Below are 23,766 nucleotides of genomic sequence, written 5' to 3' on the forward strand. Positions count from 1 at the left end.
TAAGCAACCGCGTGATTAAATATTAAGAAATCGCGCGATTAAAATCCCGCCTACCGTAGGCGGGAATTCATTCGCGCTTTCCGTTAAGGATAAAGCGAGGCTTAGAAATACCACGCCACAGATACTTGCGCATGGTCATCATTACTTAAGCTATAAAGTAAGTCATTTTCATCATTACTGTGTAGCAGTCTGACATCAACACTGACAATAACATTAGCACCAAAGCGACGGTTTGCTTCAATAAGGAAACTAAAGGCATTGTGATCTAAATCACTGCCTATGCCCATTAATAACTCGCTACTTTGCATATCATTAAAAGCTAATCTTGCTCCTAAAAACAAGTCATTTTGCAGCAATGAACCTTGCGCGCCAAGAGCCACTTCACCGCGTGAATCCCAACTGTGTTCCATCAATAAACCTAAGTCGATATTCGAGGCAAAGACACCAATGAAACTGTATTCAAAACCAGCTTGTGTTGCCCAAAAATCTTCCAAGCTGGTGCTGCGATGTATGCCCTCAAATTTCCATAACCAGTCACCTAAGGTGGCTTGCACGTCTACACCTAGCTGGTCCATTTGCGAGTAATATTGCACTAATGTCGAGCTGGGCTCTAGTGCTGATGGACTCAAATACGCGGCTCGGTTAGTGCCATGAAACCAATACGCACCTAAGTCAAAATCGCCGACGCTATGTGCCCAACGTAGAGCCACATCAAGGTGTTGTTGTCCTGCAGAAGATTCATAACTGACATTCTCGTCATCAACCACTAATGGCCCACGTAAACGCCCTTCTGCACCAGCATAAGTTCTTTCTCGAAAACCTGGCAGTAAAAACACATCAACAATGCCCCAGTCATTGACCACAGATAAGTTAAGCATTTGTTGACCAAGTTTATCTTCACCGTCAAAGTCTTCAACACCATCAGTTTGGTTAATCACATCAACAAGATGTTGAAACTCAGTAACGCCCCAAAACTCTTTACGAATGCCAACACGCAGTTCCCAATTATCACTGGCGTGTACATAAGCCAGTTCACGAATATCACCATGAGTACGTTGCGAGTCTTGGCTATCCAGCCGATAAAAAGGCGTAAAGATAATGCTATCGTTGCCACCATTCCATTGCCAGTAGAGCTCAGTCTCTATTGATAGCGACGTTTGACTATGATGCAACTGCTCAGGATAAAGCGCCTCTTTAAAAAAGTAGCGCTGCTCTATGGCAATATTACTTGATGCTTCAAACTCGACGTCACTCGCTCCCTCACTAGCAAAAACAGGGTTACTAAGCAGTAAGCTTGCGCCTACTGCCATCGCCGTTAGTGAGCAGGTAAGTTTTTTACTTGACGACTTATTTAAAGGTTTTTTAAACGCTTTATTTACAGAGAATGACATCAACTTAACGCGCACGCTTTAATGAATTGCGGTTAAAATCACTGTCACTTAAGCCCGTTTTAAAATTATAATTACTCCATTTTAACTCGGTGCTTTTACCATTTTGGTGATTGATCATTTCTTGGCTATCTGCACGCCAATGTTTGGCTAAATATTGCTTATAGCCACTAAAGGTTAAGGTTTTAAGTAATGAGTTTTTACGATCATAAAAATCAATTTTATGAATGCGATACTCTAGAGTATCAAGCCAAACGATACGACGAGTATAACCTGAGTTTTCATCAACAGGGTATTGCTCAACTTTGAAGTTGGTAAAGCCATTAAGCTCTTCAACACCTAAATATTTGTAGCTGTACTTTTCTACTTCAAAAGAACTTAAATCTTCAAAAGCAAACTCTGAGCCCATAAAAGGCCCTGATTTATTACGCGAGGAAATACGTTTAACACGTTTTAATGCTGGTAAAAACAACCATTGCTCATCGGCAGCAACCGGATGTGAGAAACTTAAAAAAGCAGTGCCTTTAATATCACGAGGTTTATTAAAAATAGTTAAGCTTTTATCACCATCACCATGAATTTCTAACGACTTAATCTTGATCTCGCGAATACTTTCTTGGCCTTGTTTATTACGTAATAACATCCGCATATCAGCGGTACTGTCTTGCCAGCCTAGATCGCGTTTTTTGGCTTCCATGGAGATATCTAAGCCTTTTTGCTCTTCTGCCGATAAAGCAAAAGCAGCATTAGAGGCTAGGGTTAAACTTAGCGCTGAGATGGCGCTAATTAATATTTTCTTAGTTAACATAGTTAATCCTTATAAACTTACTTAGAATGGCGTAATTAAGCCGCTTTAATCGGTGTATCAACTACTGCAGCCACGTTTTGTGTTACTTTTTTCTTATCTTTATCAAGCAGCATAAGTAATGGCGGCAAGAATAAGAAATCAACCACAAGTGCGACAAAAATGGTCAATGCGGTTAGGAAACCCATATCTGCATTCATTTTAAATGATGATTGTGCCAAGACAGTAAAACCGGCCACGAGTACAAAAGTAGTTATCCATAGTGCACGTCCGACATTATCAAAAGCATAATGTACTGCTTCTTGCGGACTGGCATTTTTATCACGTCTAGCATGAAGATACTTACTTAAAAAGTGCACGGTATCGTCAACAACAATGCCTAAAGTCATACCAATAACAACCGATAAACCAAGGCCTACTTGCCCACTATATAATCCCCAAATACCAAAACCTATCGCCGCCGGTGCTAAGTTAGGTAATAAACTGATCAAACCAAAGCGCCAGCTTTTTAAGGCTACCCCTAATAGAATTGAAATTAAGATAAGTGCCAGTGTGGTACCGATAAGCATGCTAATAATATTACGTTGACCAATATGGGCGAACATTAGACTTGGGCTAGAAAAATCAACCTCATATTGAGGTGCATGTTTAGCAAACCAGGCAATCATGTCTTGCTCAACATTAATCAGCTCGTTGCTGGTCATATTTTTAAAGGTCACCACGATTCTTGAGGATGATTTATCAACATCTAATTGGTTATTTAAATCTAAGCCATAAGGTAGAGACATTTCATACAATAATAAATATTGCGCCGACATTTCCTGACTATCGGGTAATTTATACCAACTAGGATCATCACCATGCATATTCTTATTGAGACGCTTTAAGGTATCGGTAATCGTATTGACATGATCCGTTTCAGGACGATCACGTAACCAATCAGTAAAGTCACTTACACTCTGCAAATATTTAGGATCGTTAATACCACTTGGCTTACCTGTTTTCACTGAGATTTCAACAACCATCATGCCCGATAAGTTATCTTGCATAAAATCAGTAGCCACGCGATATGGCACTGTTTCGTCAAAATACTTAACAAAATCATCATTGAGTTCATTGTTAGGAATAAACATTATTGAAACGATAATAAATACACTGGTTAAAGGTAATAATAGTTTTCGCTTGGCAATAACAAAGTCTGCCAATTTCGCCATAATGTCTTTTTTACCTTCTTTGTGCATTTTAACGCGTATCGGTAGTACGGTAAGTAACGCCGGAAAAATTGTGACAGAAAAAACAAAGGCTAACATTACGCCAATAGCGACTAAATTACCTAAGTCTCTAAACGGCGGTGAGTCAGAGAAGTTCATGCTTAAAAAGCCAATCGCTGTGGTAACACTGGTTAAGAAAATAGGTTGTAAATTGATTTTTATACTACGGGCAATGGCGGTACGTTTATCAGCGCCTTGCCGCATTTCATAAAACATCGAGGTTAAAATATGAATACAATCAGCTACCGCTAAGGTCATTATCATCGTTGGCGCTGATGAAGATGGTCCAGTAAGATAAAAGCCTAACCAACCGGCAAGTCCCATGGTGGTAACAATACTCATAATGATAACAAGTACCGTGGCGATAGTACCGGTAATGGTTCTTAGCAATACCCCTATGGTGACAATAACCACAAGAAACATCAACGGAATAAGTGTTGTACCATCATTGATTGAAGCTTCACCAAATGAGGTGTTCATCATAATCATACCCGACAGATACACGTCTACTTCAGGATGCTCAGCTAAGAACTGCGCTTTAATAGCACGGACACTGGCAGCAATTTCAGGTGTTTCCGCCATAGGGTCAATACCTGGCAATTGCACGGTAACGTTAACGACAGAAACATGGCCGGTTTTTGAGATGATTTTATTAACCAGCAAAGGCTCATTAATGGCAATTCCCTTTATTTTTTCAAGCTTCTCGCTGGTCAAGTTTTTAGTAGACATGACTAAATCTTCAACGATCATGTCATCTTCTTCAGCATAGCTATATTGAAAATTAGTGACAGAATCAACCCGTGTTGAATAAGGTATTTGCCAGCTGGCTTTGGTTAATTTTTTTAATGCAGCTAAATGTTCTTTGGTAAAAACATTACCATCTTTAGGTACCACGACAAAAGAAACATTATCACTTTTGGCATAGACCTTTTGCATCGTTTCAAAAGCCGTTAACTGTGGATTTTCTTCACTAAAGAACACCCGGTAGTCACTTTTAAATTCTAACTTTTGTACTCCTAGGCCTGCTACTATCGAGAAAGTAATACAAACAAGTATCACCCAGAATGGATTCTTACCGACAAAATTATAGAGTTTATCTCTCATTGTTACGCTCCTTATATTCTTAATTTATCTTCATTAAAGAAGATTCTTTTAGATGACGAATCGTCACCTTACAGTTCAAAAAAATGCGGTTATGCACCGCACATTATTCGTATTTAGTTGCCTAAGCCGGCGAGCTAAAACTATCAAAATTCAGCTCGCGCCCTTTGGCTTTAATTTTCGCCAACTCTTGTGGAAATAATTTATCCAAGGCGATTTTTAGTTCGTTACAGTGGCTGCTGTCTTTTGTTAAAGGCTGCCAGCCCATACCGTCATGAAGTAAATTACTGTGATTAAATAATTCACGTTCTACAATCAAACTTGTTCTGCCACTACACTGTTCAACTTCGCCTGAAAGCAATGAGATGGCGCCATAAGCCATAGACCAATTGCTAAAACATATTTGTTGTACATCCATATTCAAAGGCAGTACTAAACTGCCATCGTTTAGGGCATCTTCGACAATGCCGTTAATTGAAGTCATTAACTTAACGTCTAAGCGTTCACCCTCTTTAATATGTTTTTCACTTGATTTTCCCACTACATTAGGCGATTTGGCACAAAGCACGGTTTGAAACAATGCCGGATATAACATCGCATAGATAAGGTAGGAAAAATTTAGCAACAGCATGCGTGAACGTGCACAACCTTTGAATTGATAAGCGCGATAAAATAAATCGGCAAGCAGGCCAATGGCATAATTACTGATGGCTAACAATAAATCTTCTTTACCAATAAAGTGTTTATAAACCGTACCTTTTGAAAAAGGCACTTCGGCAACAACTTTATCCATGGTCAGATTTTCGATACCAATTTTCTGAATTAGTAGCACTGCCGAGTTGATAATTTGCAACTCTCTTGCTTTAAGTGCTGCTTCATCGAGTAACTTAGGTGGTGTCATAGAACCTGCTATTTAATATGTGACGATTCGTCACTGACGAAACGTCATAGTACGCCCAATGTAATTATTGTCAACGAATATGTAACTAAAGTGTACAGGTGAATTTTCTTTCATCGCCATAATATGAATCAAGAATGATTTTTGAAAGAGTTATTCTGAACTACAAACTGTCTAGTAGAATCTGCGAGTCAACTTTTAGCACTTAGAAGACTTTAGGGGATTTAGGTGGTGAAGCTAATTGGGGTTGGTTTTTCTATGGATAACGCATAAGTAAGTGAGTGGTTGTAACGCATCCGCTTACTTAATGGTTATGTGTTACGGATTAAACAGCAACAACTTTATTTGCACATGGGCCTTTCTGTCCTTGACCCACTTCGTACTCTACGGCTTTGTCCGTCAAGCCAGTGATGATTATGATGAAGTGAGTTTAAAGCTGACACTGAATGAAAGTAGTGTGTCTTAAAGTTTACTTATAAATACTTACTGCTAATTAGCAAATAAATTGAACACCCAGTGACGGTTCAGCTTTAAGCACTATGGTGCAAGTAAAAGGAAAAGGCACGGAGTTGACGTTAGTCAATGAGTACTTTTGACGCCTTAATTGCGTCATAGCGCAACAAGATGAATAGTCACTAACAATTATGAGAAAGTTATGCCAGTTGGAATAATAGGCCACTACCACTGTGGCGAACATGACATGGGTGAACACCACCCTGAAAATGCTAAACGCTTAACCGCTATTTCAGACCAATTAATTCGTAGTGGCTTAGATTACGTCGTCCGTCAATTTGACTCAAAGCCTATCGATAAAAGCTTGCTAACCCTAGCGCACACGCAAGAGTATATTGATTTTGTTTTTGATAATGCGCCCAATGAAGCTAAAGGCGAAGAAAATTTTATCGTCGGTGCAGACGCAGTAATGAATACAAAATCACTGACCGCTATTTTGTATTCCGCTGGGGCTGCGGTTGATGCGGTTGATCTCGTCATGGAGGGCACCCTAAGCGCGGCATTTTGTGCCACTAGGCCGCCAGGTCATCACGCAGAACATGATAAAGGCATGGGTTTTTGCTTTTTTAATAATGTTGCCATTGCTGCCGCTTACGCTAAACAAAAGTATGGTTTAAAACGCGTCGCCATAGTCGATTTTGATGTCCATCACGGTAATGGCACCGAAGATATTATTAAGAATCACTTTATGGCCACAGCCAAGGATGACAAAGGTTACCTGTTTTGCTCAAGCTACCAAGACCCACTGTACCCCTTTGAAGTTGAAGAAAGTAATACCGCACCAATTATCAATACCCCGTTAGCGGCAACAACAAAGGGTGAGCAGTTCAGAGAAAAGTTAACTGCACACTGGTTACCGGCATTACACCAGTTTAAACCCGAGTTGATCATTATCTCGGCAGGCTTTGATGCCCACATCGAAGATGATATCTCACAAGTGAGCTTAACGGAGTCGGATTATCGCTGGATCACCGATGAACTTAAAGTTATCGCCAATAAATACGGTGGAGGAAAAATTGTTTCGGTTCTTGAAGGCGGTTATGCTCCCAGTGCGCTAGGTAGAAGTGTTGTTGCACATATTAATGGCTTGATTGGTAATTGATCGTGATTGAATATTAAGCAACCGCGTGATTAAATATTAAGAAATCGCGCGATTAAAATCCCGCCTACCGTAGGCGGGAATTCATTCGCGCTTTCCATTAAGGGAATTCATTCTAGTCGACAAAGCGTCATGATAAATGAGTGATATAAATATCAAGAAATCACGTGATTAAATATTAAGTTCTAGTCGACAAAGCGTCATGATAAATGAGTGATATAAATATCAAGAAATCACGTGATTAAATATTAAGTAACTGCGCGATTAAAATCCCGCCTACGTAGGCGGGAATTCATTCGCGCTTCCCGTTAAGGATAAAGCGAGGCTAAAAATTAAAGATGGCTGTCTTAGTTATTCAGGCCGTCGCCAACATAAACATTATTTTCCGGTTGAGAATAAAGCCCCACTTACCAATAAAGTTAACACTGAGCCTAAATTAGCGCGTAGTTATATTGTTGGTATAGATCAAATGCTTGTTGATATAGAGGCCAAAGTTGATGATGAATTCTTAACTGAGTTTTCCCTTAAACGGGGGATGTCGCAGGTTATCACTGACGAAGTTACTCATCGTTTATACCAACGATTAAAAGACGAGCAATAAATCAACTATGAGTTTGCCGGCGGTACCATAGGCAATACTATGCATAATTACTCTGTGCTTGCTGATGACAGGTCGGTGTTGTTGGGTGTGATGTCAAAAAACATGCAAGTGGGCGACTATGCCTATCGCTTTGTCAGCAATACCTCTTCTCGTGTCGATTTAAATTACTTGCAACCCGTAGATGGCCCAATCGGCCCTTGCTGCCGTATTACACGACCTAAGTGCTAATGTTTATCATAAAATGAATGTTGATGATTCCAGCAAACATTTGCAGCCAGCGATGACGTATTCATCGTTATCACAAATCAGCAAGTATGCTAATCGCGTTAGTTTTGAAATACTGATGCAGCACTCACCTCGGTTATCACGAGGCTTACCTGAACGAGAAGATAGCCTAGAGCAGGCATATTGGGCATTGTAAGTATTTATTCTCCGTTCAACTGGGGTTTTACTGTTAGCCTAGCAAAGCCCTGCCCTCAAATAACTTCAAAGACAATCCTATCGTATTATATTGCACAAATTAGTTATCGCTCTATTCATCGATTTGTTTAGCTCTGTTGAGCTTTTGTTACCGAGATAATAAAGAGGGAAGCCAAGTACTTATACAGCAACCTTTTTTACTCAGCCTTTTGGATATTATTTCTTCCCGAGTCTTTGGCTTGGTAAAGTGCTTTATCGGCGAGCGAAAGCATGTCATTTAAATCGAACTCACCTGATTTATTTATCACCACACCAATACTGACAGTACACACCACCTTTTGACCCTCAAAACTGTGCTCAATATTTTCAATCGCTTGCAGAATTCGTTGCCCCGTTTTTAAGGTTATTTCTTCATTGGTTGGCGACAGCGAAATAACAAACTCTTCACCTCCCCAACGGGCGATCAGATCATCTTCACGTAAATATGAACTCATGGTCTTACTGATCTTTTTAAGTACGGCATCGCCGGCTAAATGACCATAGATATCATTTATTTTTTTAAAGTGATCTATGTCTATCATTAGCAAACTTTGCGTTAAATTCTGACGTTTTGCTAATGCGTGAATATGGTTAAAATATTTGATAAATTGTCGACGATTATATAAACCGGTGAGCTCATCAATCGAGCTTAGTTTGATAATTTCATTCTGATATTTTTTTGTTAAAATATCAATAATAAAAACAATAAAAATGGTAATTAATAAACCGGTAATGGTATTGGTCCATAACGCTTTTTTAATTTCGCCTAAGGCAGTACTTTCACTTTCTTCAACGATGAGAAACCAGTCTAAATCAGAGAAATAATGCACTGACATCATAACTTTACTGTTATCATTTTGATAAATATAGCTTTTTTGATTGTCTTTATTCGATAATAGTTGTTCTGCAATTGAGGATATACCGTTTATATTTTTAATATTCAATTGTTCGATAAAGTTCTTATCCGAATGCACTTGCACTAATCCGGATGAGTCCACCATATAAATTTGCCGAGAAAATTTATCTTGGTAATGCTGAAATTTATTGCCAAGTTCATGGAGTAATAACCCTGCGCCAATAACACCTATTAGCTCACCTTTTTCATTTTCTAACCTATGATTGATAAAAATGGTGATATCTTCGTCGGCTCCTTCATCAGTATCAACATCAAGATCGTAAGCACGGTTTAATTTTATAAAATTGTAGTACCAGGCATCATGTTTGTTAGACGCAGTTATTTTTTTTAAAATACCGTCATGACGATAATAATTCAGTGTCGAATTTGAAATAAGAAAGGCGTTTGAGTAATTAAACTTCTCTTTAATACGCATCAGATAATTGTGTATCATTTGCGGGTTTTCTTCGCCGCTTACTACCCAGTCAATAACAAAGTTATCTTGTGCCATAAGCGACGTGGTATGAATAGGTATCATTAACTCATTTTGAATTTCAGTATAAATTGAATGATTAATTAACGGTAAAATCTCATTGAGCGACTTGTCATTTAATGACGCTTTAGCAAAGTAGTAACTCAAGGAACTGGAAATTAAAAAACCAGAGAGCAATATAAAAGCAATATAAAAAATGAATTTATTCTTAACTGTCAACATTTTTCCTCCTCTTGGCGTGATAAGCATAATTACCTTACTGACATAGAAGTATCGGCACTGGTCATTTAATAATCTGAGGTAAGTTAAATTCTAGACTTTTTCCCGAATAATTAAAGGTGCCTATGATAATGACAACGGACTGCTACTTAGTTTAAAACCTTTATCTTTACAAGTTAAAAAGCCTGATTTTCAAAGATTACCTTCTCTATTACCAATAGCCTGACAGAGAGGATGAACTATCACCTTCACCTATCAAGACAAACTATGCCCCAATCTTTAACCAATCTTTAGATTGGAACTAATTTAATGGACTTGGTATAAGTACTTACTGTTGACTCATTTCAGATTAAACAAGGCCAGTTATTTGATTAAATATTATTAAGTGATAATGTTAAAGAACAAGTCATTTAGATAGTATTAATAATTATGGATTGGTTGAATGAAGATGTGCATGAGCATGAGCCATCAACGTCATCACTGCCCTGTTGGAAAGTCGCCATTGTCGATGACGATGAAGAAATACATAAAGTCACCAAGTTATCCTTAAGTAACTTTCAGTTTGAAGGTCGAGCTATTGAATTCGTCAGCCTCTATTCCGGCGCGGAAGCAAAGGAATATTTTGAGGAGAATGACGACGTAGCCCTGCTCTTATTAGATGTAGTAATGGAATCTGACGATGCTGGCCTGCAAGTGGTCAACTACTTACGCAATGAACTCAACAACAGCTACACCCGCATCATATTAAGAACAGGACAACCGGGCAAAGCGCCGGAACACTCAATTTTTGAAATTTACGATATAGACGGTTACAAGGGAAAAACAGATCTCAATGTAAATGCATTAAAGCAAGTGCTCTACATCGCCTTAAGATCATACCGTGATCTGGTCAAGATCCAATATTATCAAAAAGGCTTAGAAGCGATTATCAATTCCATCTCTAATATGAACCAATTGGAGAATGTTTTAGATCTGGCCAAAGGCATACTCACCCAACTAAAGAGTATTTTTAATAGCGAACATACCCATTTTTTAATTGCCGGCACACAAGGTTATGCCGATGGTTCAACTGACAAAAAATGGAGTATTACCATCAATGATAACGATGCTATTTTTATCGATAACGCCGATTCTCCAGAAAACAGCAGCAAGTTTAATGACTTTTCCAAAAGAGTACTGCTAGCAAAACAGCATATTTTTGAACCGGAAATGTATGGCTATTATTACTCTAGGCGCAATACACAAAGTGTCTTTATCTTAGAAAGCACCGAAAAATTATCAGTTACCGCCGAAAAACTATTACAACTGTTTGTCACAAACCTAGTGATAATGGTAGAAAATCTATCACGATGTAAACTAAATAAAGGGATCACTCATGGCTAATGTTGAGCGTATATTGCAAGAAATAATCACCAGTTTAAAATCAACCTATGGTCATGAATTTTTCAACAGTTTAAACCTGCAACTAAGCAAACATATAGGCGCCGACTACACCTTTATCGCCCGATTAAATAAAAAAACCAACACCTCTAAGACCATAAGTTTAGTGGCTAAGGGCAAGTTGGCTGAAAACTTTGAATACTCATTAAAGGATACTCCCTGTGCCGATATAAGCGATGATTCCCTTTGTATTTTTCCTCAGGGCATATGTGAGCTGTATCCCGATGACCAATTATTACAAGACATGAATATTGAGGGCTATGTAGGCACGCCCTTGCGTGATTCTCAGGGAAATATGATGGGCATAGTGGTGGCCCTGCACGAGAAAAAAATTGAAAACCCAGACTTTGCCGTCACCTTGTTTGAACTGTTCTCGGGTCGTATATCTGCCGAAATAGAAAGAACGGAACGCGAGCAGGAATTGCAAGAGCTAACCAAAACCCTTGAGGACAAGGTAAAAGAAAGAACGCAAGAGCTGTCTCAAGCCATTGACCGGTTAAAACAGACGCAACAGGAAGTACTCGCCAAAGAGAAAATGGCTTCACTCGGCGCCTTGGTTGCAGGCGTTGCCCATGAGATAAATTCACCACTGGGTGTCGCCATCCTTAGCGGTTCAATGATTGACGAAACGGCAAAAGAAATCAATGGTAAAATAATCGACCAGAGTTTAAGCAAACAAGAGTTACAAACAGGCCTTGCCAATATTAAACAATCTATTACGGCGTTGAATTTTAATCTGCAGCGAGCCGCCAAATTAGTTGACAATTTTAAACAGGTTGCCATAGACAGAAATACCGATGACATAAGACAGTTCACTTTTTCAAGCTGGCTTGACTCACTGCTGAGCAGTCTGATGCCTATGCTGAAAAAGAACAATATATCCCTACAGATGCACCTGCCAGAGCAGCCGACCACAATAACCACTTGTCCCAGTAAACTAGCGCAAGTGATCAGTAACTTGGTGATCAATGCGGTTATTCACGGTTTTCCCGAAAAGGCCAACCTAGTAGACAAAAAACTTACCTTTACCCTGACGGAGCACAAGCAACGCATCATATTGTCTATCGCAGACAATGGCATAGGCATTGAAAACGAACTCATAAAACATCTGTTTGAACCTTTTTATACGACAAAGCGTGGTCAAGGCAGTACGGGGTTAGGCTTAAGCATAGTGCGTAATATACTTACCGGCGCTCTGCGCGGTAGTATCGATATAACAAGCCAGGTTGATCAGGGTACAAAATTCACCATCAGTTTACCGAAAAAGATAGAAGCAAATTCAATAACTGAGATTGAAGAAGCCTAACATTATTTAATGTTAACAGCTCAAAAGATAATGCAGTGCAACGAAGCGAAACAGATAGATTGATATTGAGAAGTTAGTCATTAATAAATAGGTAAGAACAAACGAAAAAACCTTAACATTGCTATTAAGGTTTTATTTTTTACCGAGATAATAAAGGGGGAAAGCAATACTCAGCAACCGCCTATAATTTAGCTGGTTATACACTTAAAGAGTTGCGGGATTATTAGTTTGCATTATTCACCCATGAGTCAGATTGTCGTAAAAGATAAGACCTGACCCTCATGTGCGATTAATTTTAAATGACTGTAAAAATTTAACGACTAATTAAAGTGAAATAGACTATTTTTTCGAGCGTTCGTTCGATGCTTCAGTAACAGCTTTTGATGAAACAACCCGCGCTTCGCTTTTAGCTTTGTTTTTAGCTCTTTGTTTCTTTTTTGAATTTTTACTTACTGAAACTACAGTACTAATAAACTCTGCTGATTTGTTGGTGGGATTATAAGCGACCTCAATAATTTGACCGTTATATTTGATAATATCGCCGTGACGAATTTTTTTACGCTTTTGAACTTCAACTTCATTATTGACTAAAACCTTACCTTCACTGATCATGGTTTTAGCTTCGCCGTCACCGCCAACCATTTTGGCAATTTTGAGTAATTTACAAAGTTCTATCGGTTGAACACAAATGTCGAAAATTGAGTGTGCAGACATGAAATACGCCTAATAATTTTAAATAATAATATTGTTAAATTCTAACATATATAACGGTTATTGAATAAAACTAAAACGTTAAGCGACTGTCCTTATTAATTGTTAATTATTAGCCAAGGTATGGCTGTGCCCTTTTCCTTTTTTCCTTGGCAGAAAAAACATGGATCTTCGATCAGACACTCGAAGATGACGGCTAAGTTGTAGTAGTTGTACATAAACCCATCAGCCGTCATTGTCGAAGTGTCGAACATCATCATTGCCGAAGTAGCAAACAGCGTCATTCATGAAGCGTCGAACATCGTCATTCCCGAAGTGGCTGATCGGGAATCCATAAATCAGCATGTATGCAGAAAAAAACAACATAAAATCAGTATAAATTAAAAATAGCAGAATAAAGTAAACAATACTTGGAACTAATTAAGATACGATCTATCATATAAACACTAATAAATAGCAATTAAACGATAGAGTGTATCTTATGGCGAGATTATCTAAACAACAGCAAGCAGAAATAAGACTAAAAATAATCAATACAGCAGTTGAGCTATTCACTGAAAACGGCTTTGAAACCACCAGCATGAAACAAATAGCCCGAGCAGCAGGCATTGGTGATGCGACTATTTATAAATATTTCGCCAATAAAGACAAACTGATTTACGGCTATTACGGCTTAATTGCCACAAAAACAACTGAGCAATTTTTAGCTGAAGACGACTTATCTGAGTACTCGTTACAAGAAAAGTTTCAGCTACTCATCGACATATACCTGAATAACTTCTTGCCCAACCGAGAGTTTGTTTGCGACAGCATCAACATGATCATGCAATCGCCAAGCATTTTATTTAAAGACGTGGCCCCCGTAAGAGAAGAGTTTGTCGACCTTATTGCTAACTTACTTAACGACGCCGAGCAAGCTGGCGAAATTGCCCAATCGCCTTTTACCGATGCCACCGCAAAACTCGCTAATGACTACTTATTAGCGGTACTTTTGTATTGGGTTAACGATGACTCCGAAGAATTCAGCAATACCACACAAATGGTAGATATGTCGCTAGAACTTGGCGTAGAAATATTAAGAAGTGGCATTGTCTCTAAGGCCACTGATCTGGTTAGCTTTTTTGTAAAAGCGCATCTATTCCGCTTTATGGGCAGTGGTTTTTTAAACAAATTGATAATGAAGAAATCATTTGGCTTGTAATACCTTAATCAGGCTTCACGAAATATCGCTAGGCTTCACTAAAGTTAACGCGCTTTAGTTCTACATTTTAAATATTAAAAAGGAAAATATTATGAAAAATTGGCAAGGTAATTGGATTATCACAGTAGCAGTACTTCACACTTTATTTGCCGTTATTATGTTCTCAGCCCAATATAGCTCACTGTATGATAATGGTATTATTAACAGCCTAAGTACTGATCGCTCAGCGGCAGCAGTATGGTTTTTCTTATTCGGGCAATTACTTTTCATTACCGGGTTATTAATAAAACATTTAGCTTCAGTAAATAACAGCCTAGTACCACTTTCAGTGTCACTCAACCTTTTACTGTTAACCGTTGTTGGTATTACCATCATGCCTGAATCTGGTTTTTGGCTTATGTTCCCACCCATAATAAGTTTGATAATGAAGCACAGAAAAAACCTTAATCAAAACAAAAACCAAACAGCAGCGGTTTAGTTATGCTTACTTCAAAAAAAGTACCCACCTCAACCTTATCACGTAGCGCTATTGCTGGCGCAGCAGTAACCAAAATCGCCTTGAAACATGCGGGTTATAAAGTACGAAAAGCCTTTGCAGCTAAAATATCGGCAACTCAATACTCTGACACTAAAAAATCACCAGTAAAAAATAATGAGCAATCTCAGCAACAACACGAAGAACAAATAGGCGAGTTAGTTTTTACCGTATTAAGTCAGCTTAGAGGCACAGCAATTAAGTTATCTCAGCTATTAAGTATGGAAACCGACATTCTGCCAGAAACCATTCGTAATAAATTAAAGTCGGCTTGCCATGAAGTGCCGCCTATTAATAGAGCGCTGGTTAGAAAGCAATTGGTGCAAGAGCTAGGCAACACGCCCAAGCAGCTATTTAAAGAATTTGATAGTCAGGCCTTTTCAGCGGCCAGCATAGGTCAAGTTCATCGGGCTTTATCATTTAACGATGAAAAATTAGCGGTCAAGGTTCAGTATCCCGGCATAGGCGCAACTATTAACAGCGACCTAAAAATGTTAGAAAAACTGTTTTGGTTGTTAGCGAAAACCACCAACAACATGCCACAAAAACAAGTAATCACCCAAGTATTGGCTGAAATGAAAAATCGTTTAGCTGAAGAGATAAACTATGAAATTGAAGCCAGTAATTTAAACTGGTTTCGGCAAGAAATGAAGCTAAACGGTATTGTTATTCCAAAGGTTAACCAGCAGTTATCGTCTGCTAGAGTATTATCAATGGAAATGTTAACTGGGCAGCACATAGATAAATGGCTAGAAAACCAGCCAAGTCAGCAACACAGAAATGCACTAGGGCAAAAGTTATTTGATTTCTTTTGGTATTGCGCTTTAACACTGAAAAAAATACACGCAGACCCTCACCCGGGTAACTTCTTAGTATTAAACGATGGGCAACTCGGCGTTTTAGACTTTGGCTGTGTTCGTAGCTTAAGTGATGAATTTGTTGATAGTTTTACTGCTATGATGCCAAAAATTGTTGATAGTTATATTTTTGGCAAAAATAAACCGGCACTGTTTGCCAGTTACCAAGCACTTAAACTTATTGACCACAGTGTCGATTTTAATACCTTCGAGTCGAAAATATTCCCTGATTTACAGCGTTATGGGCAATGGTTAGGTCAAGCGTATGAGCATAAAACATTCGACTTTACCACTAAAAGCCCTTGCCCAGGAAAACCCGACAATGTTAGTGGTGAAGCCATAAAATTTCTATCGGGCATGTATAGCGAACAGCCTTGCTTTGACCGTGCTCACTTAGGTTTAATGAACTTATTAACACAAATTGGTGCCAACATTAATACCGATTATTCAAGATTCAGCACCGGAAATAAGGAAATATTGTGAACAGTTATTTAATTACCGCCGGCGCATTAAGTGCCTTAGCCTCGCTACTACACATAGGTTTCATAGTTTTTGGTGCTTCTTGGTATCGGTTTTTTGGCGCGGGTGAACACATGGCAAAACTTGCCGAACAAGGCAGTTTACAACCAACACTGATCACATCAGGTATTGTGCTGGTATTGGCTACTTGGTCGCTTTATGCTTTTTCTGCTGCTGGATTAATAATAAAACTGCCATTAATGCGCTTAGCGCTTATAACCATTACGGCTATTTATTTACTGCGCGGTATCGCTGGCATATTCTTAGCAGCTAGCTCTAAAGCGACTCATTTTGGTAACAGTACCAATTTTTGGTTTTGGAGCTCTGCTATTTGTCTAACTTTTGGCGTTGTTCACCTTATTGGTGTAAAGCAGCAATGGGCTAGCTTGTAGACCAAACAAAGGTATTAACGAGGACACTCGCTTACCCCCTTAATTTAAGCAAAACAATAACACAAGCTAAACAGCCACTAAAAATAAGCTCAATGGTTGCTAATAAATCCTAAATTCGAATAATATTTACCAAATTTTCAAAATAATAGAAGAGATGCTGTTTTTAATAACGTTGAGCGACTGTCCTTATTAATTACTTATTAATTATTTAGTTTGTCCTTTAGTACAGCTATTTTTAGCTTGTTCAGCTTTTTGCTCTAAATCTATGATTACGGGCAGACACCCACTCAAAATTTTATTTCCATTTGAGTGGGTATCTGCAGTTTTTTTTCCCTTGGTAGAAAAACATGGATCTTCGGGCAGACACTCGAAGATGACGGCTAAGTTGTAGTAGTTGTGCATAAACCCATCAGCCATCATTGCCGAAGTGGCGAAGTGGCGAACCTCGTCATTCCCGAAGTGTCTGATCGGGAATCCAGAAATAAAGTTGTACGCAGCAAAATCAACCTTAAAAAATCACCTAAGTTACTGATAAAAAAACAGTAACTTTCAGTTTTTTAGTTATAGCTCTTGATGCTCAGTAATGTCTAAGAAATCAACCGCATTCCAATTCTTAACATCGGCACTTAAACCATTGATAAGTTGGTTGAATTCACTGTTGTGAGTACCCTTATCATCGATAATTACCGTCTCCCGCCACTGCTCAGAATGAGAGAGTTTTTCTCTTAAGGCCGTCATCGCAATATCAATCCAAGTCGGCGGTGTAAAAGTAAAATTAAACGAAACAGCATCGGTTACTGCTTCAGTCATATGCCAAACTCCTCGTGGTACGAAGAGAATTGAGCCCGGTTCTAATATATATTCAGTACAATCTGCGGGGAATGATTGTGGAAATTCTTTAGCGCTATAACGTCCTAGTTCATCATCAACAGGATGCCCGATCACATGACGAGTCATTGGATTGTTAATGGTGTTATTTTCTGCTAACCACCATTTTTTTGTTCCTTCTAATTGAAGAACAAAATTAAAATTCTGATCGAAATGAGGAGCATTTCCTTTCCCCGCTGGTGTTGCGTAGACTAAGTTTCTAACATAGGTCAACTCAGAGAAGCCAATGTCTCTTCTAATTTGCTGATTCCACCGGTCAAACTCAGGAATTATTCTATTGACGTCATTAAAGAGAATGCAGCTGCCATTCTTATATTCATGGAGAGCGTCTTCAGGAGGGATTGAGGTCTTTGAAATTTCATCGGCAATCTTTGGGTGAAATACATCAACAGTGTCGCGCCAACAGGCGGCAAGGCTTTCAACAGAATCAAGAAATGGCAAACTCATTAAATCTTTAAGGGCTTCGGTATTACCATGGGATATAAAAGGTGTTCTAGACTTGAGTAACTTTAAAAATTCTTCTCTGGTATTATCGCCAATAAGTGACTTTAGATTGATTTCGGTATTGCTCATATTTAATTTACGTAATTTAATGCTCGATGAGGTGAATTATCTCATGAAATAAACACGATGAATATCTCTACTCGATCAAAACAAGTTTGAAGAAAGAGACAATTTAGCGAGTGCTAGGCAAGTAACTTTTTACCCGCAGATAGCTTCGTTCGCAAAAAACAACAGACACCCACCCCAAAACAATAAATTAACATTATCCATTATCCATTATTGTCAATTTTAAAGTGGAGCCTCGTTTTTCTATCAATGATGATATAATACATTCATTTAAAAGCTAGATTTAGAGGGTTGTAAAACTTAAATGAAAATATTAATTTTGGGTGGAAGTCAGTTTTTTGGCAGAAAACTTGTGCAGCTTCTCTTAGAGAATAACGATGAAGTGACCCTATTAAATAGAGGTAATCACGCGGATGGCTTCGGAGAAAAAATTAAGCGGATTATTTGTGACCGTACTGACAAAACAGCATTAGAAGAGGCCATCAAGCAAGACTATGATCTAGTTTTTGATCTATCATGTTTTGATTTTGAGCAAGCAAAACACGCCTGCGAAGTCTTCAACGGCAGAGTGAAAAAATATCTTTTTACTTCCAGCATTTCTGCTTATGTAGAACGCAATGATAATTTATCTGAAGAGCAATTTAATCCTTTGGATTTTGAACTTGCTAATAAAGTGAGTAGAAAGGAGCACTACGGCGAGGCAAAACGACAGGCGGAAATTTCATTTATCAAATTTGCCACTTTTCCTGTTACCAGCATCAGGCTTCCCGTTATTGTAGATGCAGAGGATTATTCCCTAAGACTGCAGCGCCATGTCAACAGTATTAAAAATGGACTGCCGCTCTACTTTGATAATCTTCAAGGTAAAATTTCATTTATCTCCGCCGATGATGCCGCTAAAACTCTTTTTGAATTAGCCGGAAATTATTTCTCAGGAACGATCAATGCAGCAAGCGCTAAGCCCATAACGCTGCAACGATTTATTGAGATTATTGAGAAAATTACCGATTCAAAATTCATTCTGGCAAAGCAGAAATTAGATAATAATGTATCACCTTATAATAATACCGGAGACTGGTGTCTAAATTGTTCAAAATTACAAAGTCTTGGCATAAAACTCCAAGAGATTGAAGATTACTTACCTGGGATGGTAGAGAGCATCCATGGAACGGGTTAATTTCACTGACCGCTGTTGGAAATATTAGCCAAGGGATGTATTTCTTAAAGGTACAGACAAAAGCAGATAAAAGCAGATAAAAGGACAGTCGCCAAAAAGTGCAAAAAGTGGGACAGCCATAAATTAAGATTTATTAAAAATCGCTGATTAAACCACTAATATATACGCTGAATTGGCTCTGTTATAGAGCCAACCGCTTGGTGATACTGTTTACCAAAGTGTTGAGCCAGCTGCAGGATAGGAAATAGCGCCTTCATCTATATAACTACGCTTGTCAGCTCTGATGACTTTTCCTGTTTCCCTTTGTAGAAAAAACATGGATCTTCGATCAGACACTCGAAGATGACGGCTAAGTTGTAGTAGTTGTGCATAAACCCATCAGCCGTCATTGTCGAAGTGGCGAACATCGTCATTCCCGAAGTAGCGAACATCGTCATTCCCGAAGTGTCTGATCGGGAATCCATAAATCAAGTTGTACACAGCAAAAAACAACATTAAGCTATCACCTAAGTTACTGATAAAAACCTGTAACTTTCCATATTGGTGAGCGTTCACTAAAAATAGCCTCATATTATTAGGGTCAGAGTAAATTATTATTAGGGTCAGAGTAAATTAAAATACTCAACGCTCCCTCAACAGCTACTTTTCGGTTATTTACCAAACCGCCACAGAGCCTGATATTTCATAGCCTACCACTAATAATGCGGCACCAGTTGGGCTGTCTGCTGCGTTGATAAACTTCATGCCTTATGGCCCCAAACCACCAGTAGTATCAGCGCCAGCAACCAAACCACGATTATAAAAACATTCAACAAAGGTAACTAATTTGTTTTTATCGAAGGCGGATTTCGCGGTACACTACACTAAAATAACAGGCAATAAAATTAAGGGTTTTAATCATATGCAAGGAACAGCTTTCACTAATACTTCATTAACTGCTGAATCTTTACCCAGTTTAGTCGAACTTGAGTTTCAACCCATATCGGCTATTTATCGGCAAAGCAATCTCATTATCAATGTAGCATTTACCCTATTTTTAGTGACACTATTATTTGTTATCCAACAGCAAAACATCTGGCCATTATCTAATGATGTTGCTGACTTATTTAATTGGTTAATGCTGGTTTTGTTTATGTTAGGTGGTTTTAATACTCTCTATGCGGCATTTGCGGATAAACAAAAATTTTATGCGCTGAGGCAACAAGACTTAAGTTATCGCAGTGGTTTACTGTTTCGAAAAACCGTTAGCCAGCCAATGTTGCGTATTCAGCATGTTGAATTAAAACGTGGACCTATCGATCGCAAAGTAGGTTTAGCAAAGTTACAAGTATTTAGTGCCGGCGGAGCTATGCATACTTTCGAAATACCAGGTTTACCACTAGCGTCAGCTGAAAGTATTCGTCAATTTATTTTAGATCACAAAGATGTTAATCGTCATGGATAAGTCAGTTGCAGCATTTACCCCGGTAGTTGAAAATAGCAAAGACTGGCAGCGAATTTCGCCGATAGCGCTGTTATTTTTTACTGAACGGTTAATTAAATTCTTTGCCAGTAATTTGGTGGCCTTTTTACCTGCGCTTTATTTTGGCTATGACGGGTTAAAAGAAAATCCGCAATTAGGTCTAGCTATTATTGTTGGTATTTTGCTGTTCATCTGTTTAACAACATTTTTAAACTATTATTTTTTCCAATATCGATTAACCCAAGATCACATAGAAATTCGTTCGGGGGTACTTTCAAAAAAATACATCAATTTACCTTTTAGTAAAATTCAAAATGTAAAACTTGAACAGCCTATCTATTATCGCCCTTTTAATTATACCTGCTTACAGCTAGATACCGCGGGCTCTGCTAAACAAGAAGCACAAATTGTCGCTTTAAAAGTTGATTTTGCCGAGCAATTGAAAAAAGAAATTCTTGCTCAACACTCAATAACTCACCATGCCGAAAACCCTGATGACTCTGCAGAATTAACACCAGATGCGGTAGAAAATGAAATTATACTGAATACTCGCTCAATCACCGATTTAGTTATTCACGGTATAACCAATAACCGTATTTGGATTTTTCTTGGCGGTTTAGCGCCGTTTTTTGATAATATCGCTAGCTATATTGTCAGTACCTTCAGTGATTTTGGTATCAATATAGAGCAATTATTAACTTTCTCCGACAAACCCATGTGGCAAATAACGCTTTATGCGGTAACACTGACTTTTTTAATTTTATTGCCCTTTATATTTTTTTCCATTGCGGGAGCGGTTATAACCTTTTATCACTATACCTTGAGCAAAGTAGGCGATCGTTACATTCGTCGTAGTGGTTTGTTAACTAAATATGAAGTCAGTATGCGTTTATCACGCTTACAAATGGTGATCAGACAACAAGACTGGCTTGATCTACTACTCAAGCGTATTAATTTAAAATTTGAACAAGCCAATAATGTGCTTACTCAACATCAAGCCGGTGCGCAAAATAACCGAATTATCGTGCCTTCTATTTTTGCCCATCAATGTGCCGCTTTAGTGGATGATGTTTATCCTAATAATCAAATGATGACCATTGCTTATCAGCGCATTAGTAAAAGGTTTCTACTGCGTAATTTAGTTTTTATTTTGTTGCCGTTATATTCTTTAGTGGCGGTATTTTTCACCGTAACAGGTAAAACTCAGCTCTTATGGGGTATTACTCCATTGGCGATTTTTGCGGCTTTGCTTATTTTTATGCGCTGGTATCGTTGGGGATATGCCAGTGATGATAACTATATTTATATTCGTCGAGGCTTTTTTGGTGTTGACTATCTCTGTTTTGAACATTACAAAGTGCAACAAGTGAAGTTTAAACAAAGTTGGTTTCAACAGCGTCACCAACTTTGCTCTATCTCGGTAGTGTTAGCCGCAGGAGCAATTAACTTACCCTTTATTAAGGCAGATAAAGGCAGCGCCATGTTAGATGAAGTGCTATATCAAGTAGAAAGCTCAGGCAAATCTTGGATGTAATCTGTTTTTGGGGTGCAGAGAAAAAGACTTAAAGCGCTTACCCACATGTGACTAGGTATAATAATTGAGATTGCCCCCATTTACGATTGTTTGTTTTAAAAAGGCTTCCGCCAAATTAATTTTTAAAGACGTATTTTCAATCAGATAAACCAACAAAATCAAAAATAAGAAAAACCGCGATTAATTTTATTTTGTTAATGAACAAGCATGGCGATGTAAGCGCCAACATAATAGGTAAATTAAGCCATATAATATCATGCCACCTGCAAGCACCCCATACCAAGCGCCATATTGCCAGCAGGCAATTAAGTAAAAACCACCTAAGCTGCCACCAATGTAATAGTGCACAAGGTATAACGCCGTCGCGGTTGCTTTCGCTACTTTCGCTTTCTGACTTACCCAGGCATAGGCAAGTGAGTGCGTGAAAAAAGCGCCGGAGCCAATAAGTAATAGACCAACAACCATTGTGTACAATGAATCATAAACGGCTATCCACATACCTATTGCACTTACGGTTGTACCTAACACCATGCCCTTGATTGGGCTGTAATGTTGGCTCCAACGACCACTTAGTTTTGCTGAAATAGTACCGCTTAAATAGCACAGAAAAATCAACGACGTTAAGCTGATAGACAGTGAATACGGTGGCGCGATAAGACGGAACCCCATTACCGTATAAAGATTAACAATTAACGCAAAGTTTAAACCGCCAATAAGCATAGCAAGCCATAATTCACGCTGTTTTAAATGACCAATGACACGCTTATTATGGTTACGGAACTGCCCTCTTTTAGGGGTAAAACATTGTTGCTCAGGCAACAGTCGGCTCACTAATAGCGCGCCAACTAAACTGGCAATAGCCATACCAATAACGGCTATATCCCATCCCCAATATTCAGTGGCAAAACCGCCGTATAAACGCCCTGCAATACCGCCTAATGAATTTGCACTAATATAACCACCAACGGCAATCATAAATGCTTTTGGGGTGAACTCTTCAGCCATATATGCCACAGCAACGGCAACAAACCCCGCAAGCGCAATACCCATTACCCCTCGCGTTAACGTTAACATTATTAATGAATCGGTTAGCAACATGGCCATGCCGGTAAATGGCAATAAGAAAAGACTCAGCATCATCACTTTACGACGGCCAATAATTTCTGAGCCTACAGCCCACGGAACAAGAGTAAGCGCTAACATTAATGTGCATGACGCAAGCAACCAATTAATTTCAATCGCACTGGCGTTAAATTTTTCAGCCATCAATGGCAACATGGGTTGGAACATGTACAAATTACAAAATACAAAATACAAGGAAAGAGCCTAACGCTAACGCAAAGCTAGCACGGCGGTAAGCAGCTGTTTTTACTTCAATCATGATGATGATGACACTCTGAGGCTGGCTTTCAATTACACCTACTATTTTATC

The 23,766-nt window shown here is 38.6% G+C and carries 18 protein-coding genes and 1 pseudogene; 11 read left to right on the plus strand and 8 right to left on the minus strand.

The annotated features are described in order from the left end of the window. Positions 1–101: 101 nt before the first annotated feature. From ASU03_RS11230 to ASU03_RS11245, 4 genes are all read right to left on the minus strand, one after another. Positions 102–1,391, minus strand: coding sequence for a hypothetical protein (locus ASU03_RS11230; protein WP_057831890.1), 1,290 nt, complete (start codon positions 1,389–1,391; stop codon positions 102–104). Positions 1,392–1,395: 4 nt separating this feature from the next. Beyond that, positions 1,396–2,196 (minus strand): outer membrane lipoprotein-sorting protein, encoded by an 801-nt coding sequence (locus tag ASU03_RS11235; RefSeq protein WP_057831891.1) that lies wholly within the window; start codon positions 2,194–2,196, stop codon positions 1,396–1,398. 35 nt (positions 2,197–2,231) lie between these two features. Continuing rightward, positions 2,232–4,568, minus strand: coding sequence for an efflux RND transporter permease subunit (locus tag ASU03_RS11240; protein WP_057831892.1), 2,337 nt, complete (start codon positions 4,566–4,568; stop codon positions 2,232–2,234). A gap of 121 nt (positions 4,569–4,689) precedes the next feature. Continuing rightward, entirely contained in the window at positions 4,690–5,466 is a 777-nt protein-coding gene (locus ASU03_RS11245) for a TetR/AcrR family transcriptional regulator (protein ID WP_057831893.1), read from the minus strand. Between the two features lie 652 nt (positions 5,467–6,118). Here ASU03_RS11245 and ASU03_RS11250 point away from each other — a divergent pair. Further along, on the plus strand, positions 6,119–7,078 hold the full coding sequence (locus ASU03_RS11250) for a histone deacetylase family protein (protein ID WP_057831889.1): 960 nt from the start codon (positions 6,119–6,121) through the stop codon (positions 7,076–7,078). Positions 7,079–7,406: 328 nt separating this feature from the next. Further along, positions 7,407–8,097, plus strand: a pseudogene (locus ASU03_RS19940) (hypothetical protein). Between the two features lie 196 nt (positions 8,098–8,293). On the opposite strand, the gene ASU03_RS11260 reads toward ASU03_RS19940, so the two are convergent. Continuing rightward, entirely contained in the window at positions 8,294–9,745 is a 1,452-nt protein-coding gene (locus ASU03_RS11260) for a sensor domain-containing diguanylate cyclase (protein WP_057831895.1), read from the minus strand. Between the two features lie 426 nt (positions 9,746–10,171). Between ASU03_RS11260 and ASU03_RS11265 the strand changes: the two genes are divergently transcribed. Together ASU03_RS11265 and ASU03_RS11270 are read left to right on the plus strand one after the other, a co-directional pair. Next, positions 10,172–11,125 (plus strand): DUF3369 domain-containing protein, encoded by a 954-nt coding sequence (locus ASU03_RS11265; protein WP_057831896.1) that lies wholly within the window; start codon positions 10,172–10,174, stop codon positions 11,123–11,125. After that, positions 11,118–12,488, plus strand: a complete 1,371-nt coding sequence (locus ASU03_RS11270) for a sensor histidine kinase (RefSeq protein ID WP_057831897.1) — start codon at positions 11,118–11,120, stop codon at positions 12,486–12,488. The genes ASU03_RS11265 and ASU03_RS11270 overlap by 8 nt, the downstream gene beginning before the upstream one ends. 339 nt (positions 12,489–12,827) lie before the next feature. On the opposite strand, the gene ASU03_RS11275 is transcribed toward ASU03_RS11270, so the two are convergent. After that, entirely contained in the window at positions 12,828–13,202 is a 375-nt protein-coding gene (locus ASU03_RS11275; RefSeq protein WP_057831898.1) for an RNA-binding S4 domain-containing protein, read from the minus strand. A 478-nt stretch (positions 13,203–13,680) separates the two neighbouring features. Here ASU03_RS11275 and ASU03_RS11280 point away from each other — a divergent pair, with 478 nt between their 5' ends. From ASU03_RS11280 to ASU03_RS11295, 4 genes are all read left to right on the plus strand, one after another. Continuing rightward, positions 13,681–14,400: a TetR/AcrR family transcriptional regulator gene (locus ASU03_RS11280; protein ID WP_057831899.1), complete on the plus strand. Its 720-nt coding sequence runs from the start codon at positions 13,681–13,683 to the stop codon at positions 14,398–14,400. A 91-nt stretch (positions 14,401–14,491) separates the two neighbouring features. Continuing rightward, positions 14,492–14,878 carry a DUF6463 family protein gene (locus tag ASU03_RS11285; protein WP_057831900.1) on the plus strand — a complete coding sequence of 129 codons (387 nt, stop codon included), beginning with the start codon at positions 14,492–14,494 and terminating at the stop codon, positions 14,876–14,878. Between the two features lie 2 nt (positions 14,879–14,880). Then, entirely contained in the window at positions 14,881–16,275 is a 1,395-nt protein-coding gene (locus ASU03_RS11290) for an ABC1 kinase family protein (protein ID WP_057831901.1), read from the plus strand. Further along, entirely contained in the window at positions 16,272–16,703 is a 432-nt protein-coding gene (locus ASU03_RS11295) for a hypothetical protein (RefSeq protein ID WP_057831902.1), read from the plus strand. The genes ASU03_RS11290 and ASU03_RS11295 overlap by 4 nt, the downstream gene beginning before the upstream one ends. A gap of 561 nt (positions 16,704–17,264) precedes the next feature. Here the strand turns inward: ASU03_RS11295 and ASU03_RS11305 are convergent. After that, complete coding sequence (locus ASU03_RS11305) at positions 17,265–18,164, minus strand: JmjC domain-containing protein (protein WP_057831904.1); 900 nt, start codon at positions 18,162–18,164, stop codon at positions 17,265–17,267. Positions 18,165–18,465: 301 nt separating this feature from the next. Between ASU03_RS11305 and ASU03_RS11310 the strand changes: the two genes are divergently transcribed. From ASU03_RS11310 to ASU03_RS11320, 3 genes are all read left to right on the plus strand, one after another. After that, a complete protein-coding gene (locus ASU03_RS11310; RefSeq protein WP_057831905.1) occupies positions 18,466–19,338 on the plus strand; it encodes an NAD-dependent epimerase/dehydratase family protein in 873 nt (290 codons plus the stop codon). Between the two features lie 826 nt (positions 19,339–20,164). Continuing rightward, entirely contained in the window at positions 20,165–20,782 is a 618-nt protein-coding gene (locus ASU03_RS11315) for a PH domain-containing protein (protein ID WP_231731560.1), read from the plus strand. Beyond that, the gene (locus tag ASU03_RS11320) at positions 20,775–22,334 is read left to right on the plus strand and encodes a PH domain-containing protein (RefSeq protein ID WP_057831906.1); all 1,560 of its coding nucleotides are present in this window, start codon (positions 20,775–20,777) and stop codon (positions 22,332–22,334) included. The genes ASU03_RS11315 and ASU03_RS11320 overlap by 8 nt, the downstream gene beginning before the upstream one ends. Positions 22,335–22,520: 186 nt before the next feature. On the opposite strand, the gene ASU03_RS11325 is transcribed toward ASU03_RS11320, so the two are convergent. Continuing rightward, entirely contained in the window at positions 22,521–23,624 is a 1,104-nt protein-coding gene (locus ASU03_RS11325) for an MFS transporter (protein ID WP_231731561.1), read from the minus strand. Positions 23,625–23,766: the final 142 nt, after the last annotated feature.

The sequence above is a fragment of the Colwellia sp. TT2012 genome, from assembly GCF_001440345.1.
GTDB lineage: Bacteria > Pseudomonadota > Gammaproteobacteria > Enterobacterales > Alteromonadaceae > Colwellia.